General features: G+C 64.9%; 17 protein-coding genes. 16 read left to right on the top strand and 1 reads right to left on the bottom strand.

Going from position 1 to position 20,706, the window contains the following annotated elements:
* Positions 1-130: 130 nt before the first annotated feature.
* From IG169_RS15155 to IG169_RS15085, 15 genes are all read left to right on the top strand, one after another.
* Positions 131-487 (top strand): protein tyrosine phosphatase family protein, encoded by a 357-nt coding sequence (locus tag IG169_RS15155; protein WP_193177069.1) that lies wholly within the window; start codon positions 131-133, stop codon positions 485-487.
* A gap of 109 nt (positions 488-596) precedes the next feature.
* The gene (locus IG169_RS15150) at positions 597-1,631 is read left to right on the top strand and encodes an AbrB family transcriptional regulator (protein WP_193177068.1); all 1,035 of its coding nucleotides are present in this window, start codon (positions 597-599) and stop codon (positions 1,629-1,631) included.
* Between the two features lie 110 nt (positions 1,632-1,741).
* The gene (locus tag IG169_RS15145; RefSeq protein ID WP_193177220.1) at positions 1,742-2,695 is read left to right on the top strand and encodes a TAXI family TRAP transporter solute-binding subunit; all 954 of its coding nucleotides are present in this window, start codon (positions 1,742-1,744) and stop codon (positions 2,693-2,695) included.
* Positions 2,696-2,803: 108 nt separating this feature from the next.
* The gene (locus tag IG169_RS15140; protein ID WP_193177067.1) at positions 2,804-5,551 is read left to right on the top strand and encodes a TRAP transporter permease; all 2,748 of its coding nucleotides are present in this window, start codon (positions 2,804-2,806) and stop codon (positions 5,549-5,551) included.
* Between the two features lie 15 nt (positions 5,552-5,566).
* Positions 5,567-5,992 carry a universal stress protein gene (locus tag IG169_RS15135; RefSeq protein ID WP_193177066.1) on the top strand — a complete coding sequence of 142 codons (426 nt, stop codon included), beginning with the start codon at positions 5,567-5,569 and terminating at the stop codon, positions 5,990-5,992.
* Positions 5,993-6,092: 100 nt separating this feature from the next.
* Entirely contained in the window at positions 6,093-7,415 is a 1,323-nt protein-coding gene (locus IG169_RS15130; protein ID WP_343225666.1) for an aspartate aminotransferase family protein, read from the top strand.
* A gap of 2 nt (positions 7,416-7,417) precedes the next feature.
* A complete protein-coding gene (locus IG169_RS15125) occupies positions 7,418-8,191 on the top strand; it encodes a beta-keto acid cleavage family enzyme (protein WP_246717405.1) in 774 nt (257 codons plus the stop codon).
* A gap of 72 nt (positions 8,192-8,263) precedes the next feature.
* On the top strand, positions 8,264-9,721 hold the full coding sequence (locus IG169_RS15120; RefSeq protein WP_193177064.1) for an NAD-dependent succinate-semialdehyde dehydrogenase: 1,458 nt from the start codon (positions 8,264-8,266) through the stop codon (positions 9,719-9,721).
* A gap of 24 nt (positions 9,722-9,745) precedes the next feature.
* Complete coding sequence (gene maiA, locus IG169_RS15115) at positions 9,746-10,393, top strand: maleylacetoacetate isomerase (protein WP_193177063.1); 648 nt, start codon at positions 9,746-9,748, stop codon at positions 10,391-10,393.
* A 247-nt stretch (positions 10,394-10,640) separates the two neighbouring features.
* Positions 10,641-11,171, top strand: coding sequence for a hypothetical protein (locus IG169_RS15110; protein WP_193177062.1), 531 nt, complete (start codon positions 10,641-10,643; stop codon positions 11,169-11,171).
* Positions 11,172-11,193: 22 nt separating this feature from the next.
* Entirely contained in the window at positions 11,194-12,471 is a 1,278-nt protein-coding gene (locus IG169_RS15105; RefSeq protein ID WP_193177061.1) for an imelysin family protein, read from the top strand.
* 12 nt (positions 12,472-12,483) lie between these two features.
* A complete protein-coding gene (locus tag IG169_RS15100; RefSeq protein ID WP_193177060.1) occupies positions 12,484-12,801 on the top strand; it encodes a (2Fe-2S)-binding protein in 318 nt (105 codons plus the stop codon).
* Positions 12,802-12,871: 70 nt separating this feature from the next.
* Positions 12,872-14,398 (top strand): di-heme oxidoreductase family protein, encoded by a 1,527-nt coding sequence (locus IG169_RS15095; RefSeq protein WP_193177218.1) that lies wholly within the window; start codon positions 12,872-12,874, stop codon positions 14,396-14,398.
* Entirely contained in the window at positions 14,398-15,480 is a 1,083-nt protein-coding gene (locus IG169_RS15090; protein WP_193177059.1) for an imelysin family protein, read from the top strand. The genes IG169_RS15095 and IG169_RS15090 overlap by 1 nt, the downstream gene beginning before the upstream one ends.
* Positions 15,480-16,574, top strand: a complete 1,095-nt coding sequence (locus tag IG169_RS15085) for a DUF1513 domain-containing protein (RefSeq protein WP_193177058.1) — start codon at positions 15,480-15,482, stop codon at positions 16,572-16,574. The genes IG169_RS15090 and IG169_RS15085 overlap by 1 nt, the downstream gene beginning before the upstream one ends.
* Here IG169_RS15085 and IG169_RS15080 read toward each other — a convergent pair.
* The gene (locus IG169_RS15080; protein ID WP_428982254.1) at positions 16,558-20,046 is read right to left on the bottom strand and encodes an indolepyruvate ferredoxin oxidoreductase family protein; all 3,489 of its coding nucleotides are present in this window, start codon (positions 20,044-20,046) and stop codon (positions 16,558-16,560) included. The two genes, IG169_RS15085 and IG169_RS15080, sit on opposite strands and share 17 nt — an antisense overlap.
* A gap of 108 nt (positions 20,047-20,154) precedes the next feature.
* Between IG169_RS15080 and IG169_RS15075 the strand changes: the two genes are divergently transcribed.
* Positions 20,155-20,625, top strand: a complete 471-nt coding sequence (locus IG169_RS15075; RefSeq protein ID WP_193177057.1) for an Lrp/AsnC family transcriptional regulator — start codon at positions 20,155-20,157, stop codon at positions 20,623-20,625.
* Positions 20,626-20,706 lie beyond the last annotated feature (81 nt).

The following is a 20,706-nucleotide window of genomic DNA, read 5'->3' as shown; positions in this document are numbered from 1 at the left end:
AATTCCGCCTTGAATTGCCGTACGGACCACCGTTCCAGATCGTCGTTAAGAAATGGAAATCATGCGTATGCGACTTGCCGCAATGGTGAAGAAATTGATAATCGGGCCCAACAACGGAGTTTCGCCCAAAATGAATACGACCCCTGCAAGGTTGCCGGCCGATATGCGTCAGGTCGGCAACGGATTTTTCGTTGCCGGCCAGATCGCGCCGCAACATGTCGCCGCGCTTGCCGAGGCGGGCTACACGACGATCATCTGCAACCGTCCCGACAATGAAGGTCCCGGCCAGCCGCCGGCCGACACGATCAAGGCGGAAGCCGATCGTCACGGTATCGCCTTCCACTACGTCCCGGTGGTCCACGCCGGCATCACGCGCGAAAATGTCGACGCCATGCAGAAGGCGCTTTCCGAGGCGGAAGGCCTGGTCTTCGCCTATTGCCGCTCGGGCGCCCGCTCGACTCATCTTTACGCCTTTTCGCGTCCCTGACCGCGAGCCCGTGCATTTGCCGGGCGAAAACGGCGATGCGCCATGGCGCGTTCCCGTATTTACCTGTTAGGGAAAAACCGTTCCGGGTCGGATCGGAGTGGCGGGAAACGTGACCAACATCGAGTGGCGAGGTGTGGCGATTGCGCTCGGCGCCGGTTTCGGCGGCGCGCTGATCGCGCTTCAACTGGGCCTTCCGGCAGCGGCGCTTCTGGGTAGCACCTTGGCGGTGACGCTCGTCTCGTTCCTGCGGCTTCGCCCGGCCGTTCCCGATCTCCTGCGTGATGTCGGCTTCTGCGTGATTGGCGTCTCCCTCGGGTCGGGCGTGACGCCCGACATCTGGTCGGACGTCGCGCGCTGGCCGCTGAGCATCGCGATGCTCGCGCTCACGGTTCTTGCGGTGCTGTTGTCCTGCGGCCTCGTGCTGCGGCTGATTTTCGGCGCCGACACCCCGACGTCGCTGCTGGCGACCTCGCCCGGCGCGTTGTCCTACACCTTGTCGCTGGCGAGCGACCGCGGCGTCGACCTGCGTTTCGTGATGGTGCTGCAAAGCCTGCGGCTTCTGCTGATCACGATCTTCCTGCCGCCTCTGATCGGTTACGCGGGCGGCGGCGAGGGCGCCGCGCCGCATGCGAACCTGCCGCATCTCGCCTATGGCGAGGGGATCGTTCTGCTCGCCGCCACCTTCGTGCTCGGCGCTGTCATGGCGCGCCTGCGTTCGCCGGCGCCCTTCATCCTCGCCGGTTTGCTTATAAGCGGCGGCGCGCATGCGGCGGGCCTCGTCTCCGGCCGGCTCGCCGATCCGCTGACTTTCTTCGGTTTCAGCGTCACCGGCGCGGTGATCGGTGCGCGTTTCGCGGGCATCACCCGGGCCGAACTGAAACGGCTGAGCCTCGCCGGCGTGGCGTCCACGGGCGTTGCCGTCGCCATCTCCGTGCTGGGTGGCTTCGCGGTATCCCGGATGCTCGATCTGCCATTCGGGCAGGTCTGGGTATCCTTCGCGCCGGGCGGTGTGGAAGGCATGTCCTCGATGGCGCTGGCGCTCGGTTACGACCCCGTCTATGTCGCAACGCACCATGTGTTTCGCATCCTCCTGCTGATTGTGATCCTGCCGGTGCTGATCGGGGTGTTTTCCAGAAAACGCTGATATTTCAGCAGGTTGAGGAAAAAGGCGGCGGCGCCTTCCGTTGGGGCGTTGCTTTCTCGAAATGATCGCGCGATCCTGCTCCCTTTACGTAAAGGGAGAAAGCCATGAACATGTTACTGCGAACGATTGCAGCGGGCGCGCTCATCCTGGGCGCACAGACCGCGGCGGCCGAGGAAACCTTCATCACGATCGGAACCGGCGGACAAACCGGTGTCTATTACGTCGTCGGCCAGTCGATCTGCAGGCTCGTCAACCGCGGAACCGCAGAACACAACATCAAGTGCACGGCGCCCTCGACGGGCGGCTCCATCGACAACATCAACGCCATCAAGAACGGCGACCGCCAGATGGGCGTCGCCCAGTCGGACTGGCAGTACCACGCCTATAACGGCACGTCGAAATTCGAGGGAGACAAGTTCGACAAGCTGCGCGCGGTCTTTTCGGTGCATGCCGAACCGTTCACGGTTGTCGCCCGCGCCGATTCCGGCGTGAAGAATTTCGACGACCTGAAAGGCAAGCGCGTCAATATCGGCAATCCCGGATCGGGCCAGCGTGCCACGATGGACGTCGTCCTGAAGGCCAAGGGCTGGACCACCGACGACTTCGCCCTCGCGTCCGAACTGAAGGCCGCCGAGCAGGCCGGTGCGCTCGGCGACAACAAGATCGACGCCATGATCTACACCGTCGGCCATCCGGCAGGCGCCATCCAGGAAGCCACGACCACGACCGATGCGGTGCTCGTCAATGTCGACGGTCCGGCAATCGAGGGCCTCGTCAACGACAACCCGTATTACGCCTGGGCGACTATCCCCGGCGGCATGTACAAGGGCAACCCGGACGACATCAAGACCTTCGGCGTGAAGGCCACCTTCGTGTCCTCCGAGGACGTGCCGGAAGAGGTCATCTATCAGGTCGTCAAGGCGGTTTTCGACAATTTCGACCGCTTCAAGAAACTGCATCCCGCCTTCGAGAACCTGACCGAGGAACAGATGATCAAGGACGGCCTGTCGGCGCCGCTGCATGCCGGCGCGGTGAAGTACTACAAGGAACGGGGCTGGATGTAGGCCCCTGCGCGGCCCCGCGGGCATCGGTCCGCGGGGCCTCTTCATACTGACTGTTCCGGGGCGGGGCGAAATCAGCCGCATGATGCGGCGCTATCGGGGATATCTGACATGGCGGACGCGGCGCAATCGAGGGAACATGAGGGCCTGACCCAGGCCGAAATCGATGAACTGGTCGCGCAGGCCGATACCGGCGGACGCTCCGCAGGCGGCTTCGTCGGACGGCTGATCGCCGGCCTCGCGCTTTTATGGTCGCTGTTCCAGCTCTGGTTCGCCTCGCCGCTGCCCTTCGCCGTCGGCTTCGGCGTCTTCAACGACACCGAGGCGCGCTCGATCCACCTGGCCTTCGCCGTGGTGCTCGCCTATCTCGCCTTCCCGCCGGCACGCTCGACCGTGCAGACGGTGCTCGGCGTTGGCGTGCCTCTGGTGCTGGGCGGCCTGCTCGCCCTGTCGGCCGGCGATGTCTTCCCGGCCTGGATCGTGCTCGTGATCACCATTGTCGTGGCCGGCGCCTGCGCGCTGCCGACCCGCAACGACCGGGTCGCCATCCATGAATGGATCATGGCCGCGGTCGGCGGCTTTTGCGCCGCCTATCTGTTCCTGTTCTATTCACCGATCGCCGACCGCGTCGGCCAGCCGATCTTCCTGGACTATGTCGTGGCGATTGCCGGTCTGTTGCTGCTGCTCGAGGCGACGCGCCGGGCTCTGGGGCCTGCGCTGGTCATCGTCGCGTCGCTGTTCCTCGTCTACACGGTGCTCGGCCCCTGGATGCCCGAGATCATCGCCCATAAGGGCAACAATCTGCGCGAGATCGTCAATCACCACTGGATCACGACCGAAGGCGTCTTCGGCATCGCGCTCGGCGTCTCGACCTCCTTCGTCTTCCTGTTCGTGCTGTTCGGCGCGCTGTTGGACAAGGCCGGTGCCGGCAACTACTTCATCCAGGTCGCCTTCTCGCTGATGGGTCACATGAAGGGCGGGCCGGCCAAGGCGGCCGTCGTCTCCTCGGCCATGACCGGGCTGATCTCCGGCTCCTCGATCGCCAACGTCGTGACGACCGGCACCTTCACCATCCCGCTGATGAAGAAGGTCGGCTTTTCCGCCGAAAAGGCCGGCGCGGTCGAGGTCGCTTCCTCGGTCAACGGCCAGATCATGCCGCCGGTGATGGGCGCCGCCGCCTTCCTGATGGTCGAATATGTCGGCATTCCCTATTTCGACGTGGTCAAGCACGCGGTCCTGCCGGCGGTGATCTCCTACATCGCGCTCGTCTATATCGTGCATCTGGAAGCCGCCAAGGCCGGCATGGAAGGCCTGCCGCGCGCCTATGAGCCGGGGCCGATCATGCGCCGCCTCGTCGGCTTCGTCTTCGGCGTTCTCGTGCTGTGCGCGGTGTCCGTTGCCGTCTATTACGGCATGGGCTGGATACGCCCGACCTTCGGCGCGGCGTCGCCCTACGTTATCTTTGTCCTTTTGACCGCGGCCTATGTGGCGCTGCTCGCCTTCGGCGCGCGCTATCCGGAGCCGAAGATGGATGATCCGAACGAGCCGGTGGCCTCTCTGCCGCTGCCCGGCCCGACGATCAAGTCCGGCCTGCATTTCATCCTGCCGGTCGTGGTTCTGGTGTGGGCGCTGATGGTCGAGCGGCTGTCACCCGGCCTGTCGGCCTTCTGGGCCTCGGCCTTCATGATCTTCATCCTGCTCACCCAGCGTCCGCTCCTCGCCGTCTTCCGCGGCGAGGGCGAGATGGGCGCGGCGATCAGGCGCGGCTGGGACGAACTGATCGAGGGGCTGATCGCCGGTGCGCGCAATATGATCGGTATCGGCATCGCCACGGCGACGGCCGGCATCATCGTCGGCGCTGTCTCCCAGACCGGCGTCGGATCGGCGCTCGCCGACGTCGTCGAGGTCCTGTCCGGCGGCAACCTGCTGGCGATCCTGTTCCTCACCGCGATCCTGTCGCTGATCCTCGGCATGGGCCTGCCGACGACGGCCAACTACATCGTCGTCTCCGCGCTGCTCGCGCCGGTCATCGTCACGCTCGGCCAGGAAAACGGCCTGCTCGTCCCGCTGATCGCCGTCCACCTCTTCGTCTTCTATTTCGGCATCATGGCAGACGTGACGCCGCCGGTCGGGCTGGCGTCCTTCGCCGCAGCCGCCGTCTCCGGCGGCGACCCGATCCGAACCGGTGTCGTTGCCTTCTTCTATTCGCTGAGAACGGCGGCGCTGCCGTTCTTGTTCATTTTCAACACCGATCTGCTGCTGATCAATGTCGACTGGATCCATGGCATCTTCATCTTCATCGTCGCGACGGTGGCGATGCTGCTCTTCGCGGCGGCGACGCAGGGCTGGTTCCTGGCGAAGAACCGCATCTGGGAGTCCGTCGCATTGCTGCTGCTCGCCTTCACCTTCTTCCGGCCGGGCTTCTGGATGGACATGATCTCGCCGCCCTACGAGGAAGTGCCCCCCGCCGAGATCGCGGCCGCCGCGGGCGACGTGCCTGCGGGAGAGAGCCTGCGGATGCGGGTTTCAGGCATGGACGCCGTCGGCGACACGCGCGAATGGGTGGTGCTGCTGCAACTGCCTGACGGCGCCACCGGCGCGGAAAGGCTGGAGGCGGCGGGGCTGACCCTGGTCGACCGCGACGGCAAGACGATCATCGACGATGTCGCCTTCGATTCGCCGGCCCAGAAGGTCGGGCTTGACTGGGATCAGGAAATCGTGCGCGTACTCAAGCCGGCGAACCCGCCATCGAAATACTGGATGTATATTCCGGCGCTGGTACTGCTCGCGCTCGTCTTCTGGGCGCAACGCCGCCGAACGGGTGTGCCGCCGCGCAAGGCGCAAGAGGCCACGGTCTAGGGAGAGGACGCAAAGATGTACAAGGCAATCATGCTGCCGATCGATCTCGAACACGAGAGTTCATGGCAAAAAGCCATTCCGGTGGCGCGCGCCCTGGCCGGGACATTCGGCGCGAAGCTGCATGTCGTCACAGTAGCGCAGGATATCCGCAACGCGGTGGTCTCGCAGTATTTCCCGAAGGATTACGAGGAACAGCTGGTGCGCCACGCGGCAGAGAAGCTCTCCGCGCTCGTGGCCCGGGAAATGCCCGATGCCGACGTGACCGAACACGTGGCCGTCGGACAGGTCTATCGCGAGATCGTCCGCGCCGCGGAAGACAATGCCTGCGACCTGATCGTCATGGCCTCGCACCGGCCGGAACTCTCCGATCTGCTGATCGGCCCGAACGCGGATCACGTCGCGCGCCATACCACGGCGTCGGTGATGATCGTCCGTTCGTAACGTTCTTTCCGGCGCCCGCAATTCCGCCTCAATCGGGGATCACGCGGCGCCGCGAAATCGATCGGGCGGGACTGGTCCGGAACCGGTCGGAAGGAGTGAAATCGTGGGATCGCATATTTTCGGCCGCTCCACAGCGGGGCAACTGCCCGTGGCCGCCAAGGGTGACGGCTGCTACATCATCGACACGCAGGGCAAACGCTATTTCGACGGATCGGGCGGCGCGGCGGTCTCCTGCCTCGGCCATTCCGACACGGAGGTGACGGCGGCGATCAAGGATCAGGTCGACGCGATCGCCTTCGCCCATACCGGCTTCTTCACCTCGCAACCGGCCGAGGACCTCGCCGACCTTCTGGTCGCGCATGCGCCGGAAGGGATCGACCGGGTCTATCTGGTGTCCGGCGGATCCGAGGCGGTCGAGGCGGCGATCAAGCTGGCACGGCAGTATTTCCTCGAGATCGGCCAGGACCGCTACCGCGTCATCGCACGCCGCCAGTCCTATCACGGCAACACGCTCGGTGCGCTTGCCGCCGGCGGCAATGAGTGGCGCCGCCGCCAGTTCGCGCCGATGCTGGTCGAGACCTCGCATGTTTCGCCCTGTTACGAATATCGCGGCAAGCAGGACGGCGAGAGCGCCCTCGACTACGGCCAGCGCGTCGCCAACGAACTGGAAACCGAGATCGAGCGGCTCGGGCCGGAAACGGTACTCGCCTTCATCGCCGAGCCGGTCGTCGGCGCGACAGCGGGCGCGGTGCCGCCGGTGGAAGGCTATTTCAAGCGCATCCGCGAGATCTGCGACAGATACGGCATCCTGCTGATCCTCGACGAGGTGATGTGCGGCATGGGCCGCACCGGCACGCTGTTCGCCTGCGAGCAGGAAGGCATTGCACCCGACATCGTCACCATCGCCAAGGGCCTTGGCGCCGGTTACCAGCCGATCGGCGCGATGCTGTGTTCGGGCAGGATCTATGACGCGATCGCCGCCGGCTCCGGCTTCTTCCAGCACGGCCACACCTATATGGGCCATCCGGTGGCGACCGCCGCCTCGCGCGCCGTCGTCAACGCCATCCTCGGCCGCAACCTGCTGCCAAGGGTGCGCGACCAGGGCGCAAGGCTAAGGGCCGAACTGGAAAACGCCTTCGGCCAGCATCCCCATGTCGGGGACATTCGCGGGCGCGGCCTGTTCCTCGGTCTGGAATTCGTCGAGGACCGCGAGACCAAGGCGCCATTCGATCCGAAACGCGGCGTGGCGAAAAACCTGAAGAAACAGGCCTTCGAGGCTGGCCTGATCTGCTATCCGATGAGCGGCACGATCGACGGCGCCAAGGGCGATCACGTCCTGCTCGCGCCGCCCTTCATCATCGAGGATGCGCAGATCGACGAGGTCGTCGGCAAGCTCGACACCGCGATCAGGGCGGTCTTTTGACCATGGCATTCATGCCGCTGCCGAAGATCATGGTCGCGCCGAACGGCGCCCGTCGCACCACGTCGGACCATCCGGCCCTGCCGGTGACGATCCCGGAAATCGTGAAAGCCGCCAACGCGTGTTTCGACGCCGGCGCGGGCGGCATCCACGCCCATGTCCGCGACGCCGAGCAGAACCATGTCCTCGACGCCGGACTGTATCGGGAACTGGTCGCCGAACTGGCGCGCGCCGTGCCGGAGATGGCGGTGCAGATCACAACCGAGGCGGTTGGCCGCTACACGCCGGAGGAACAACGCGCCGTGGTCCGCGCGGTCATGCCGAAGATGGTGTCGGTTGCGCTGCGCGAGATGGTTCCCGATGCCGACACCGCCGAAGCCTCCCGCTTCTACGGCTGGGCGCACGAGGCCGGGATATCGGTCCAGCATATCCTCTATGCGCCGGACGAACTTTCCCGGCTCCAGGAACTGGTCGAACACGACGCAATCCCCGGCGGCGATCTGCAATGCCTTTTCGTCCTTGGCCGTTACGTGAAGGACCAGGAGAGCGACCCGCTTGCCCTGCTGCCCTTCCTCGACGCCTTGCAGATGTCGGACCTGTCCGCCGACTGGGCGGTTTGCGCCTTCGGCCGCAACGAGACCGCAGGGCTCTCCGCAGCCTTTGCGGCCGGTGGCAAGGCGCGCGTCGGGTTCGAGAACAGTCTCTGGAACGCCGACGGCTCGCTCGCCGCCGACAATGCCGAGCGGGTTCGTGAAATCGCCGCACTCCTCGCGCATTGACCGGCAGCGCCCTCTGGTGCAGATCAGGGCCGGACGAAAACCGGGCGGTGCGGCTGCCCCAAGGGAGTGAAAATGCTCACGAAAACCAGTGCCTTTCTCAAGGAAGCCAATCTGATCGGCGGCAAGTGGATTGCAGCCGACAGCGGCGCGACGCTGACCGTCACCAATCCTGCCAACGGCTCGACGCTCGGCACCGTGCCGAAATCGGGTCAGGCGGAAACCGAGCGCGCCATCGAAGCCGCGGCCGAGGCCTTCAAGAGCTTTTCGAAGACCACCGCGGCCGAGCGCGCCGCGATCCTGCGCCGCATGCATGACGTGATGATCGAGAACGCGGATGCGCTCGCCGAATTGCTGACGCTGGAGCAGGGCAAGCCGCTCGCCGAAGCCAGGGGCGAGATCGTCATCGGCGCCAACTACATCCTCTGGTTCGCCGAGGAAGGCCGCCGCGTCTATGGCGACATCGTGCCGTCGCCCTGGGCGGACCGCCGCATCCTCGTGCGCAAGGAGCCGGTCGGCGTTGTCGGCGCGATCACGCCGTGGAATTTCCCGTCCTCGATGCTGGCGCGCAAGATCGGGCCTGCAATCGCCGCGGGCTGCACCGCCGTCATCAAGCCGGCGTCGCAGACGCCCTATTCGGGTCTTGCCTGGGGCGTGATCGCCGAAATGGCGGGGCTGCCGGCGGGCGTCATGAACATCGTCACCGGTTCGGCTTCCGAGATCGGCAAGGAACTGACATCCAATCCGGCCGTCAAGAAGATCACCTTCACCGGCTCCACCGAGGTCGGCAAGGTGCTGCTCAAGCAGTGTGCCGACACCGTCAAGAAGGTGTCGATGGAACTCGGCGGCAACGCGCCGTTCCTGGTCTTCGATTCGGCCGATGTCGACCGCGCCGTGGAAGGCGCCGTTGCCGCGAAATACCGCAATTCAGGCCAGACCTGCGTTTGCACCAACCGTTTCTATGTCCAGGCCGGCGTCTATGACGAATTCGCGGAGAAACTGGCGAAGAAGGCGGATAGCCTCAAGGTCGGGCCGGGCACCGAGGAAGGCACCCAGCAGGGACCGCTGATCGATATGGCAGCGGTCGAAAAGGTCGAGGAACTGATCGCCGACGCCGTCTCCAAGGGCGGCAAGGTGCTCGCCGGCGGCAACCGGCATGAACTCGGCCAGTCCTTCTTCCAGCCGACGGTCATTTCGGGCGCGACATCCGCGATGCGTTTCTCGCGCGAGGAGATCTTCGGTCCCGTTTCGCCGGTCTTCAGGTTCGAGACCGAGGAAGAGGCGATCGCGCTCGCCAACGACACCGAATACGGCCTTGCCTGCTATTTCTACACGCAGGATCTCGGCCAGGCTTTCCGCATCATGGAGGGGCTCGATTACGGCCTCGTCGGCATCAACGAGGGTGTCATCACGACGCCCGAGGCGCCGTTCGGCGGCCACAAGGAATCCGGTGTCGGCTCCGAGGGCGGCAAGGAAGGCATCCTCGAATATCTCGACACCAAATATGTCTGCATCGGCGGGCTGGGTCTTTAACCGAACCAGGGGAGAATGCAGGCAATGATCCGTTTTCACGGCTATTTCCGCTCGTCATCGTCCTATCGCTGCCGCATTGCCTTCAATCTGAAAGGCGTCGACTACGACTTCGTGCCCGTGCATCTGCTCAACGATGGCGGCCAGCAGAAGAAGCCGGAATACAAGGCACTCAATCCGCAGATGCTGGTGCCGACGCTGGAAGCGGGCGACCTGACCATCGGCCAGTCGATGGCAATGCTCGAATGGCTGGACGAAAAATATCCGGAGCCTGCATTCCTGCCGGACAATGCGGATGACCGGGCGCGGGTTCGCGCCTTCTCGCAGATCATCGCCTGCGACATCCATCCGCTGCAGAACCTGCGGGTCCTGGCCTATCTGCGCGAAAACTATGGCGAGGACCAGGAGGGCATCGAACGCTGGTGTCAGCGCTGGATCGGCGACGGGCTCGCCGCCTGCGAGGCATTGCTGGCGCGCCGGAACAAGCAGACGACTTACTGTTTCGGCGAGACGCCCGGACTCGCCGACATCTGTCTGGTGCCGCAGGTCTTTTCCGCGCATCGTTTCAAGGTCGATCTGGCGGAGATGCCGCTGGTGCGCGCGGTGCACGAAGCCTGCGAACAACTGCCGGCCTTCGCCGACGCCCACCCGTCGAAGCAGCCCGACGCCGCCTAGAACCGGTTTTCCAACCGGCAGGAATTGCCCGCCCGCCCAATTGGCGCGGCGGGCTTTTTCATGCGCGGGCGTTGCCGCTGCGTTCCGCCGCGGACGGCAGCTGCGAGGGCTCCGCCATCGGCGTGGCCGCGTGAGATTTCCGGCGTCCAAGTTTAGAACAATTAAAAACTAGAGTATTTGACACAAGTTTTCGGCTGCGGCATAAACCTGATCGCAAATATCAAGTTTAACGTCCGCGAGTCCAATTGTGTCCAACCGTTTCGATTGCCAGAGTTCGACTGCCGCCGCCTATCTCGCGCGGCCGGCCGAACGGCTTGTGCTGGAAGGCTATCGCCGCTGGATATCCGGGGCGGTTTCGGGAAGCCTCGAGCCCTGGCATGAGGCCGCCGCTCTCTATCGCACCATTCTCGGCGACGGCGGCGCCACGGCGGCGGTCCATGCGCTGTCGGAATTCGTCGCGACGCTCGGACGCTGCGCGACCTGTCCGCTGAAGATTTTCGAATGCGGATCGCGCCACATCTGCCGCGACGAGGTGCTCGTCCTCGGTCTGATCGCGGGCATCCAGAATCATGACGAAACGGCAGCCACGATCTGCCTCGACGAACTGACCTGCCCGACGCGTTGCGACGAGGTCGCGCTTGCCGCCGGATCCTTCGCGCTGCTGTTACATGGGCTTGATAAGACGCTTCTGCCCATTCCGGTGCATGTCGTGCGGGACATCCTCGACAGATCGCGCGCGCCGTGGGGCGGCGCGAGCCACACAACCACCTTGCATTGATAGAAAGATACGGGAGACGACGATGATTGCCAGACAAACGGCAAAACTGTTGGCGGGGCTGACGCTCGCCGGAACGCTGGCGACGCCGGTATTCGCGGCGGATGTGACCGCAGAGGCCGTGGTCAAGACCTATGCGGATCTCGCGCTCGCCAAATATGGCGACGCGCTGACGACGGCCAGGGCGCTCGATGCGGCGACCGACGCGCTGATCGCCAATCCGTCGCCGGAGACGCTTCGGGCGGCAAGGGACGCATGGCGCGCCGCGCGGGTGCCCTACCAGCAATCGGAGGTCTACCGTTTTGGCAACGCCATCGTCGACGACTGGGAAGGCCGCGTGAATTCCTGGCCGCTCGACGAAGGCCTGATCGACTATGTCGACGCCTCCTACGGGACGGAAAGCGACGAGAACACCCTCTACACCGCCAATGTCATCGCCAAATCCGAAATCACCATCAACGGCAGGACCGTCGATGCATCGGACCTTTCGCCGGAATTCCTGTCCGGAACGCTGCAGGAGGCCGGGGACATCGAGGCCAATGTGGCGACCGGTTATCACGCGATCGAGTTCCTGTTGTGGGGGCAGGACCTGAACGGCACCGGCCCGGGCGCCGGCGACCGTCCCGCGACCGACTATTCGACCACGCAATGCACCAACGGTCATTGCGACAGGCGCGCGCAATATCTCGATTCCGCGACCGATCTCCTCGTGTCCGATCTCGAGGAAATGGTCGGAGACTGGCAGGACGACGGCGCGGCGCGCAAGCAGCTTCTCGCCGATCCGAAGGCCGCCCTTTCGGTAATCCTCACCGGCATGGGATCGCTCTCCTACGGCGAGCTGGCCGGCGAGCGCATGAAACTCGGGCTGATCCTGCACGATCCCGAGGAGGAGCAGGACTGCTTTTCCGACAACACCTACAACTCCCATCTCTACGACGCCGTCGGTATCCAGAACGTCTATCTCGGCACCTACAGGCGCGTCGACGGCACGACGGTTTCCGGTCCCTCGATCTCGCAGCTGATCGCCGCGCGCGACGAAGCCGTCGATGCCGAGCTGAAGGCCAAGCTGCAAACCACCGTCGATGCGATGCAGGCGATGGCGAAACGCGCCGAGACCGTGGAGGCCTACGACCAGATGATCGGCGAGGGCAATGCGGAAGGAAACGCCGTCGTCCAGACCGCCATCGACGGCCTGATCGACCAGACCCGGTCCATCGAAAGGGCGGTTGCGCTGCTCCAGCTCGACGGAATTCAGTTCGAGGAGTCCGACAGCCTCGATAATCCGAACGCGGTATTCCAGTAAGAGTGCGCATCCATGATCGTTTGCAGTTGCAACGTCATCATGAAGAAGGAGATCGAGGAGGTGATCTACCGCCTCCTCGACGAAGACGCATGGCGGCTGATCACGCCGGGCGTGGTCTATCATGCCATGAAGATGCGCGGCCGCTGCTGCGGATGCTTTCCGAACGTGATCTCGATCATCATCGAGGCCAGCGAACGCTATCACCGCGAGCGCCGGACCCCCGACGAGCAGATCGTCCCGTTCATCCAGAAAATCAGGGTGGAACATGAGCGCTGCGAAACCGCGCGCATGATCGCCGGCCAGGCAAGGATGCGGCGCAGCGCGGCGTGACCGCGTGCCGGACCGGTCGGCGACTTATGACCATCCGCCATCGGACAAGTCACTGAAGAAGGGGACCATGATGAACAGGAAGTTTGCCGGCGCGGGCGCGCTGGCTTGCGCATTTCTCGCCGCGCTGGCGGGAAGCGCACTGGGCGGCGATCTGCCGAAGGAACGCGCCGACCTGACGCCGAAGGATCTCGCGCGCGTCAAAAACGTGACCGCGCCGGCGACAGATTTCTCCAAGGCAGAGCCCTTCGAGGCGATGCCCGGCGGGGCGGCGACCTCGCGCAAGAAGGTAAACCGCGACGCGTTTTCGCAGTTCTCGGCAAACCTGACCTTCGAGCAGGAGCGCGATTTCAAGCTCGGCAATGCGTTGTTCCGCAAGCTCTGGGTTTCGGCGCCGTCCTCGACGCAGGCCTCCGACGGGCTCGGTCCGTTCTTCAATTCGCGCAGCTGCCAGACCTGTCATCTGAAGGACGGCCGCGGCCATCCGCCGGAAGGACACGAGGAGGCATCGTCGATGTTCCTGCGGCTTGCCCGCCCGCCAGCGACGGACAAGGAGCGCGCCGCGATCGAGAACTACCTTGCCGTCAACATGCCCGACCCCGTCTATGGCGAGCAGCTGCAGGATTTCGCGGTCCCGGGCCTGATGGCCGAAGGCAAGATGCGCATCGACTACGAGGAAATCCCGGTCACGCTCGGCGATGGCGAGACGGTTTCGCTGCGCAAGCCAGCATACCGCATCGACGATCTCGGTTACGGGCCGCTCGATCCGGCGACGACTCTGTCCCCGCGCGTCGCCAATCCGATGATCGGTCTCGGCCTCGTCCAGGCGATCGAACCAGCCGATATTATTGCCCATGCCGATCCGGACGACGCCGACGGTGACGGCATTTCCGGCCGCGTGCAGCTGACACGTGAGACCGCCGGCGGTCCGGTGGAAATCGGCCGTTTCGGCTGGAAGGCGCAAAATCCGACTATCCGCAAGCAGGCGGCCGGCGCCTTTGCCGGCGACATCGGCATCTCGACGCCCGACGTCCCGAAAAGCTACGGAGACTGCACCGCCGCCGAGGCGGCCTGTCTCGCCATGCCGAACGGCGTCCAGAAACGTCTCGGCGAGACCGAGGCGCCGGACCCGGTTCTGGATCTCGTCACCTTCTACTCCGAGAACCTCGCCGTTCCGGCTCGCCGCGATGTCGAGGATCCGCAGGTCCTGCACGGCAAGGAACTGTTCTACGGCCTCGGTTGCACGAGCTGCCACCAGCCGAAATACGTCACCAGCCGCAAGGCGAAATACAAGGCCCACAAGTTCCAGCTGATCTGGCCCTACTCGGATTTCCTCCTGCACGACATGGGTGAGGGGCTGGCCGACGGCCAGCAGGTCGGCGTGGCGAACGGCCGGGAATGGCGAACGCAGCCGCTTTGGGGCATCGGCCTGACCGAGACGGTCAACGGCCATACCCTGTTTCTGCATGACGGGCGCGCGCGCAACCTGACCGAAGCCATCCTCTGGCATGGCGGCGAGGCGCAGACCGCGCGCGACGGGTTCGCGGCGCTGGAAAAATCCGAGCGCGATGCGCTGATCCGTTTCCTGGAATCCCTTTGATGCGTTCGTTCGCGATTATCCTTGCCGCCGCCACGCTGCTTGGCGTCAATTCCGCCCATGCGCTCACGGTGAGCGACGAGGCGGCGGTCGAGCCGGTCCGCAATGTCGTCGCCGGCTTCATCCAGCCCGCTTTCGAACGTTTCGACGAAAGCGCGGAACTGGCGGGCGTTGCCGTCAACTCGCTGTGCGAGGAGCCGGCGAAACGGACGCTGGAGTCGGCGCGCCAAGCGTTCCGCGACAGCGCGCTGGCCTTCGCCCGCATCGAGTTCCTGCGTACCGGACCGCTGGCAAGGGACAACCGGCTCGAGCGGCTGCTGTTCTGGCCCGACCGGCGCGGCATCGCGTTGCGCCAGGTCCAGGCCGCGATCGCCACCGGCGACGAAAGCGTCACCGACGCCGCCAACCTGCCGGCAAAAAGCGTTGCGCTGCAGGGTTATACGGCGCTCGAATATCTGCTGTTCGGAACCGGCTCCGACAAGCTTGCCGGCGCGGGAAGCAGCCATCGCTGCGGCTTTGCCGCCGCCGTCGCCGAAAACATCCATGCGATCGCCAAGGCGCTGGACGCCGAGTGGCATGACAAGAACGGCTATGCGGCGGTCTGGTCCGCGCCCGGTCCCGACAACGAAACCTTCCGCAGCGTCGAGGAAACGGTCGGCGAACTCGTCTCCCTGCCCTCCGAAGCCTTCGAGATCATCCGCGATCAGCGTCTCAAGCCGATCCTGCCGGACGATGGCAAGCCGAAGCCGAAACTGGCGCTGTTCTGGCGCTCCGGCCTGACCATGGCTTTCACGCAAAGCAGCTTCGAGGCGCTGCGCACCTATTTCGAGGCGTCCGGCCTGGCCGGCGTCCTGCCGGAAGACGAACGCTGGCAGGCACGCTCGATCGAGTTCGAATTCAACAATGCCGGCGACGCCCTATCGCGCCTGCAGATGCCGATCGAGGATGTGCTCGCCAACGAGGATCGCGTCAGCGACCTGAAATATCTGATGATCCTGTCGCAAAGCCTGCAGCGCCTTTTCGGCGAGCAGATAACCGCAACGCTCGGCCTTTCCGTCGGGTTCTCTTCGCTGGATGGTGACTGATGCAACTGTTTTCTCCGACCGGACTGATCGAACGCCGGACGCTCCTGCGCGCGGCGGGCGGCGCCTTTCTCGCCGGGCTGGCGCCGCGCGCGGCCGAGGCCCTTACCGAGACGGACGCGGTCTTCGCTTCCGCCTATTTCGACCGCGAAGGCCAGTACGGCGTCGCGCTCCTGACCGAATGCGGCGAGATCGTCCACCGCTACGTTCTGCCCGAGCGCGGCCACGACGCCGTCTTCGATCCGACGGGCCGCACCCTTGTCGTCTTCGCGCGCCGGCCGGGGACGTTCGCCGCCGTCATCGACACCGCGAACGCCGCTACGCCGGTCGTCTTCCACGCGCCGGAAGGTCGGCACTTCTACGGCCACGGTCGGTTCTCCGCCGACGGCAGGCTGCTCTATGTGACCGAAAACGACTACGACAATGCCCGTGGCGCGATCGGCATCTATGACGCCACCGACGGATTCAGGCGCATCGGCGAATTCTCCTCCGGCGGGATCGGCCCGCATGACATGACGATCCTGCCCGGCGCGCGCACGATGCTGATCGCCAATGGCGGCCTCGAGACCCATCCGGATTACGGCCGCACGATCCTCAATCTCGCGACGATGAAGCCCAATCTGGCGCTGGTCGATCTGCGCGACGGGTCGATCATGGCGACGCATGAACTGCCGCACGAAATGCACAAGCTGTCGATCCGCCATCTCTCGATGACCGCCGACGGGACCGTCTGGTTCGCCTGCCAGGACCAGGGCGACATCCACGAATTGTTCCCGCTTGCCGGATCCGTCTCGCCGCAGGGCGAACTGGCCCTGCTCGATATTCCCGAGGAAGATCTGCGCCGGTTGCATGGCTATATCGGCTCGGTCGTTGTCAACGAACGCGCCGGCTCGGTCGTCTTCACCTCGCCGCAGGGCAATGTCGCCTACGAGATCGACCGGGAAAGCCGCGCGGTGCGCGCCCGCCACGACCTTGTCGATGTCTGCGGCGCGGCGGCCAGGGGCGACGGCTTCTTCCTGTCGACCGGGCAGGGCATGCTCGACGGCCGCCAGACCAGCCTCGCCTGGGACAATCACATCGTCAGGCGGCCTGCCTGACCGAGACGGGTGCGTCGAGGCCCGCGAGAAGATCGTCGACACGTGCCTTGACCTCGGCGATCGCCTTTTCCTTCACCGGCCCGTAGCCGCGAATGTCCATCGCCGCTCCGGCTATCGGCAGCAGCGCGTCTGCGCCGGTTCGCGGCAGAGCCTCTTCCATCCGCGTGATCAACGCCTCGTACCAGCCGATCAGGTCGCGTTCCATCCGGCGCTCCGCCGTGTAGGCGAAAGGATCGAACGCGGTGCCGCGCAGGAATTTCAGCTTTGCCAGCACCCGCATCGGCGCCTGCATCCACTGGCCGAGTTCGACCTTGCGCGGGCGTCCGCGATGGTCCTCGCCGAGCGGCAGAACCGGCGGCGCCATGTGGTAATGGACCTTGAAGTCGCCCTCGAATTCCGACCGCAGCCGGTCGATGAAACCGGTCTCCATGTGCAGCCGGGCGACCTCGTATTCGTCCTTGTAGGACATCAGCTTGAACAGCGACTTCGCGACCGCGCGGGTCAATGCCTCGTCACCGTCATGGGCGCTTTCGGCCTTGCGCATGCGTTCGATCCGGGCGCGGTAGCGGTCCGCCCAGGCGTTGTTCTGGTAGTTGGCGAGGAACGCCGCGCGGCGCGCGATCAGGTCGTCGAGGCTTTCCTCGCCGCTGCCTGGCGCCTCCGTGCCGAGCGCGTCCGGATCGCCGCAGGCAAGCCGGCCGATCGAAAAGGCGGCCTTGTTGCGCTCCACCTGGACGCCGTTCAGTTCTATGGCACACATCATCGCCGGCAGCCCGACCGGCACGAGGCCGTCCTGCCACGCCATGCCGAGCATGATCATGTTGGCGTAGATCGCGTCGCCGCAAAGGTCCTCGGCGAGCCGGCTGGCATCGGTAATGCGCAGATTACCGGTTCCGGTGACACCGGCAATGGCGTCGACGCGCTTGTCGACATTCAGGCTGGCGTCGCGGTGCAGGACGATGTCGCCGGTCGGCATTTCGGCGGTGTTGAGGACGGCGCGCATGCCGGCGCGGTAGGTGGCTGACGCCTTCGACGACGACGAAACGACGATGTCGCCGCCGATCAGCGCGTCGGCCGCGCCCGCATCGACGCGCACCTGGTTGATCGCGGCCGGATCGGCGCCGAAGCGCACATAGGAGATCACCGGTCCGAATTTCTGAGCGAAGCCGGTGAAGTCCAGCACGCTGGCGCCCTTGCCCTCGAGATGCGCGGCCATCGTCGTCACCGCCCCGATGGTGACGACGCCGGTGCCGCCGACACCGGTGACGACGAGGTCGAACGGCTTGTCGAGACTTGGCAGGTCCGGCAGCGGCAGGGCGTCCGCCTTCGCGGCCAGCGCCGATGTGTCGGGCATCTTTCTGCGCCGTGTCGCGCCCTCGACGGTGACGAAGCTCGGGCAGAAGCCGTTCAGGCAGGAGAAATCCTTGTTGCAGTTCGACAGGTTGATCTTGCGCTTGCGGCCGAACGGCGTCTCCACCGGCTCGACGCTGAGGCAGTTCGATTCCACCGAACAGTCGCCGCAGCCCTCGCAGACGAGGTCGTTGATGAAGGCGAAGCGCTTCGGGTCTTCCATCGTGCCGCGCTTGCGCCGCCGCCTCTTTTCGGTCGCGCAGGTCTGTTCGTAGATCAGGATGGTCACGCCGGGGATGTCGCGCAATTCGCGCTGCACGGCGTCGAGATCGCTGCGGTCGTGGAAGCTGACGCGCGGCGGAAAATCGCCGGGCGAAAACTTTTCCGGATGGTCCGACACCAGCGCGATGCGCTCGACACCCTCTGCGCGCACCGAATGCGCGATCGCCTGTACGCTGATCGGCCCGTCGACCGGCTGGCCGCCGGTCATCGCGACGGCGTCGTTGAACAGGATCTTGTAGGTGATGTTGGCCTTTGCGGCGATCGCCTGGCGGATCGCCATCGAGCCGGAATGGTAATAGGTGCCTTCGCCGAGATTCTGGAAGATATGGCCCTTGCCGGTGAAGATCGACGAAGCCGCCCAGTTCACGCCTTCGCCGCCCATCTGGATCAGCGAGGAGGTGTCGCGGTCCATCCAGCTCGCCATGAAATGGCAGCCGATCCCGGCAAGCGCCCTGGAGCCTTCCGGCACGCGCGTCGAGGTATTGTGCGGGCAGCCGGAGCAGAAATACGGCGTGCGTGTCGCGCCCTGCACCTGCAGCGAGATGGAGGGCTGCGCAAGAATGTTCTCTGCCCGCTCGGAAAAGCCCTGGCCGGGGAAGACGCCGTCCAGCCGCCTGGCGACGATGGGCAACAGCAGGCGCGGCGACAATTCGCCGGTCCACGGCACCAGCCGTTCGCCGGTCTCGTCGCGCTTGCCGACCATGGCGTGCGGCTTGTGGCCCGGCCAGTCGTAGAAATATTCCTTGAACTGGCTCTCGATGATGCCGCGCTTTTCCTCGATGACGAGGACCTCCTGCTTCTCCTTGACGAAATCCAGCGCGTCGCGCCGCGCCAGCGGCCACACCATGCCGACCTTGTAGATGTCGATGCCGAGTTCGCGGCATTGCTTTTCGCCGATGCCGAGCAGGCGCAGCGCCTCCATCAGGTCGAGATGCGCCTTGCCGGTGGTGACGATGCCGAAGCGGGCGTTCCTGACGTCGTAGATGTGGCGGTCGATCGGATTGGCCTCGGCGAAGGCGAAGACGGCGTGCTTCTTCGCCTCCATCCGCTCCTCGATCTGCGGGCCGGGCAGGTCCGGCCAGCGGTAATGCAGCCCGCCCGGCGGCGGCGTGAAATCGGGCGCCCGGAAGTTTCGGTCTGTCGGAAGGTCGACCGAGGCCGCCGATTCCACCGTTTCCGAGACCGCCTTGAAACCGACCCACATGCCCGAAAAGCGCGACAGGGCGTAGCCGTATTCGGCGAATTGCAGATATTCGGAGACGCCGGCCGGGTTCAGCGTCGGCATGAACCAGGCCATGAACGCGACGTCCGACTGGTGCGGCATCGAGGAGGAGACGCAGCCGTGATCGTCGCCGGCGACGACGAGGACGCCGCCATGCGGCGACGAGCCGTAGGCATTGCCGTGCTTGAGCGCGTCGCCGGCACGGTCGACGCCCGGCCCCTTGCCGTACCAGAGCCCGAAGACGCCCTCGACCTCGCGGTCCGGATTGGTCTCGACCTGCTGCGATCCCAGAATGGCGGTCGCGGCGAGGTCCTCGTTGATCGCCGGCAGGAACTCGATGCCGAGATCCGATGTCAGGTCGCGGGCCCGCCACATCTCCAGATCGAGCGCGCCGAGCGGCGAGCCGCGATAGCCGGAAACGAACCCGGCGGTCTTCAGCCCGGCTGCGCGGTCGCGGCGCGCCTGGTCGAGCGCGGCGCGGACAAGTGCCTGCGTGCCGGTCAGGAAAACACGGCCGTTTTCCTTTGTGTAGCGATCCGAAAGCGCATAGGGCGCGAGCGAGACTATGTCGGTGACGTGCTGGTTCATCGCGATATCCTCCCGAAGGGCGGTTTTCATTCCGATTTTACCAGATGCGGGCGAGAAAACTTGCCAGAATGGCCGTTTCAAAGCTAGTTTGTGGGTGAATTATCCAAAACCCGGTATTAGAACGGTTATTCCTTTCAGATGACGCAGACCGCCCCGCTATCCGAAACCGACCGCCGCCTGCTCGCGCAATTGCAGGAAGATTGCCGGATCTCCAACCAGGAGCTTGCCAATGCGGCGGGCATGTCGGCGTCGGCCTGCTGGCGCCGTGTTCGGGCGTTGGAGGAAGAGGGTGTCATTTCCGGCTACGTCGCGCTCGTCGATGCCGAGCGGGTTGGCCAGCGCTTCAGCGCCATCGTGCAACTGACGCTGGAGCGCCACGAGCGCGACCATGTCGACAATTTCATCGATGCGATCTCGCGCCGGCCGGAGGTGCTGCAGGTCTTCGCGACAACCGGCGAGGCCGACTACCATGTGCTTGTGCTGTGCGAGGACAAGGACGCCTACAACGCCTTCCTGGAGGACTTCCTGTTCCGCCTGCCGGGCATTGCGCATGTGCGCACCAACCTCGTCCTGAAATCCATCAAGTCGACGCCGCGCATTCCGTTGTGAGTCGGCGGACAGGAAAGAGGCCCCGCACGAAGCTAGAGCTTTTCAGGGATAGATAGAAGCATTCTGCCAGAGCAGGCTTGC

It is taken from the genome of Oricola nitratireducens, from assembly GCF_014904745.1.
Lineage (GTDB): Bacteria > Pseudomonadota > Alphaproteobacteria > Rhizobiales > Rhizobiaceae > Oricola > Oricola nitratireducens.
This window is presented reverse-complemented; position numbering and strand designations above follow the sequence as displayed.

Coding starts and splice junctions, on each gene's coding strand:
- IG169_RS15075 (WP_193177057.1), top strand. CDS start 20,155: ATGACGCAGACCGCCCCGCTATCCGAAACCGACCGCCGCCTGCTCGCG.
- IG169_RS15085 (WP_193177058.1), top strand. CDS start 15,480: ATGCAACTGTTTTCTCCGACCGGACTGATCGAACGCCGGACGCTCCTG.
- IG169_RS15090 (WP_193177059.1), top strand. CDS start 14,398: ATGCGTTCGTTCGCGATTATCCTTGCCGCCGCCACGCTGCTTGGCGTC.
- IG169_RS15140 (WP_193177067.1), top strand. CDS start 2,804: ATGGCGGACGCGGCGCAATCGAGGGAACATGAGGGCCTGACCCAGGCC.
- IG169_RS15120 (WP_193177064.1), top strand. CDS start 8,264: ATGCTCACGAAAACCAGTGCCTTTCTCAAGGAAGCCAATCTGATCGGC.
- IG169_RS15100 (WP_193177060.1), top strand. CDS start 12,484: ATGATCGTTTGCAGTTGCAACGTCATCATGAAGAAGGAGATCGAGGAG.
- IG169_RS15105 (WP_193177061.1), top strand. CDS start 11,194: ATGATTGCCAGACAAACGGCAAAACTGTTGGCGGGGCTGACGCTCGCC.
- IG169_RS15145 (WP_193177220.1), top strand. CDS start 1,742: ATGTTACTGCGAACGATTGCAGCGGGCGCGCTCATCCTGGGCGCACAG.
- IG169_RS15080 (WP_428982254.1), bottom strand. CDS start 20,046: ATGAAAACCGCCCTTCGGGAGGATATCGCGATGAACCAGCACGTCACC.
- IG169_RS15095 (WP_193177218.1), top strand. CDS start 12,872: ATGAACAGGAAGTTTGCCGGCGCGGGCGCGCTGGCTTGCGCATTTCTC.
- IG169_RS15125 (WP_246717405.1), top strand. CDS start 7,418: ATGGCATTCATGCCGCTGCCGAAGATCATGGTCGCGCCGAACGGCGCC.
- IG169_RS15155 (WP_193177069.1), top strand. CDS start 131: ATGAATACGACCCCTGCAAGGTTGCCGGCCGATATGCGTCAGGTCGGC.
- maiA (WP_193177063.1), top strand. CDS start 9,746: ATGATCCGTTTTCACGGCTATTTCCGCTCGTCATCGTCCTATCGCTGC.
- IG169_RS15135 (WP_193177066.1), top strand. CDS start 5,567: ATGTACAAGGCAATCATGCTGCCGATCGATCTCGAACACGAGAGTTCA.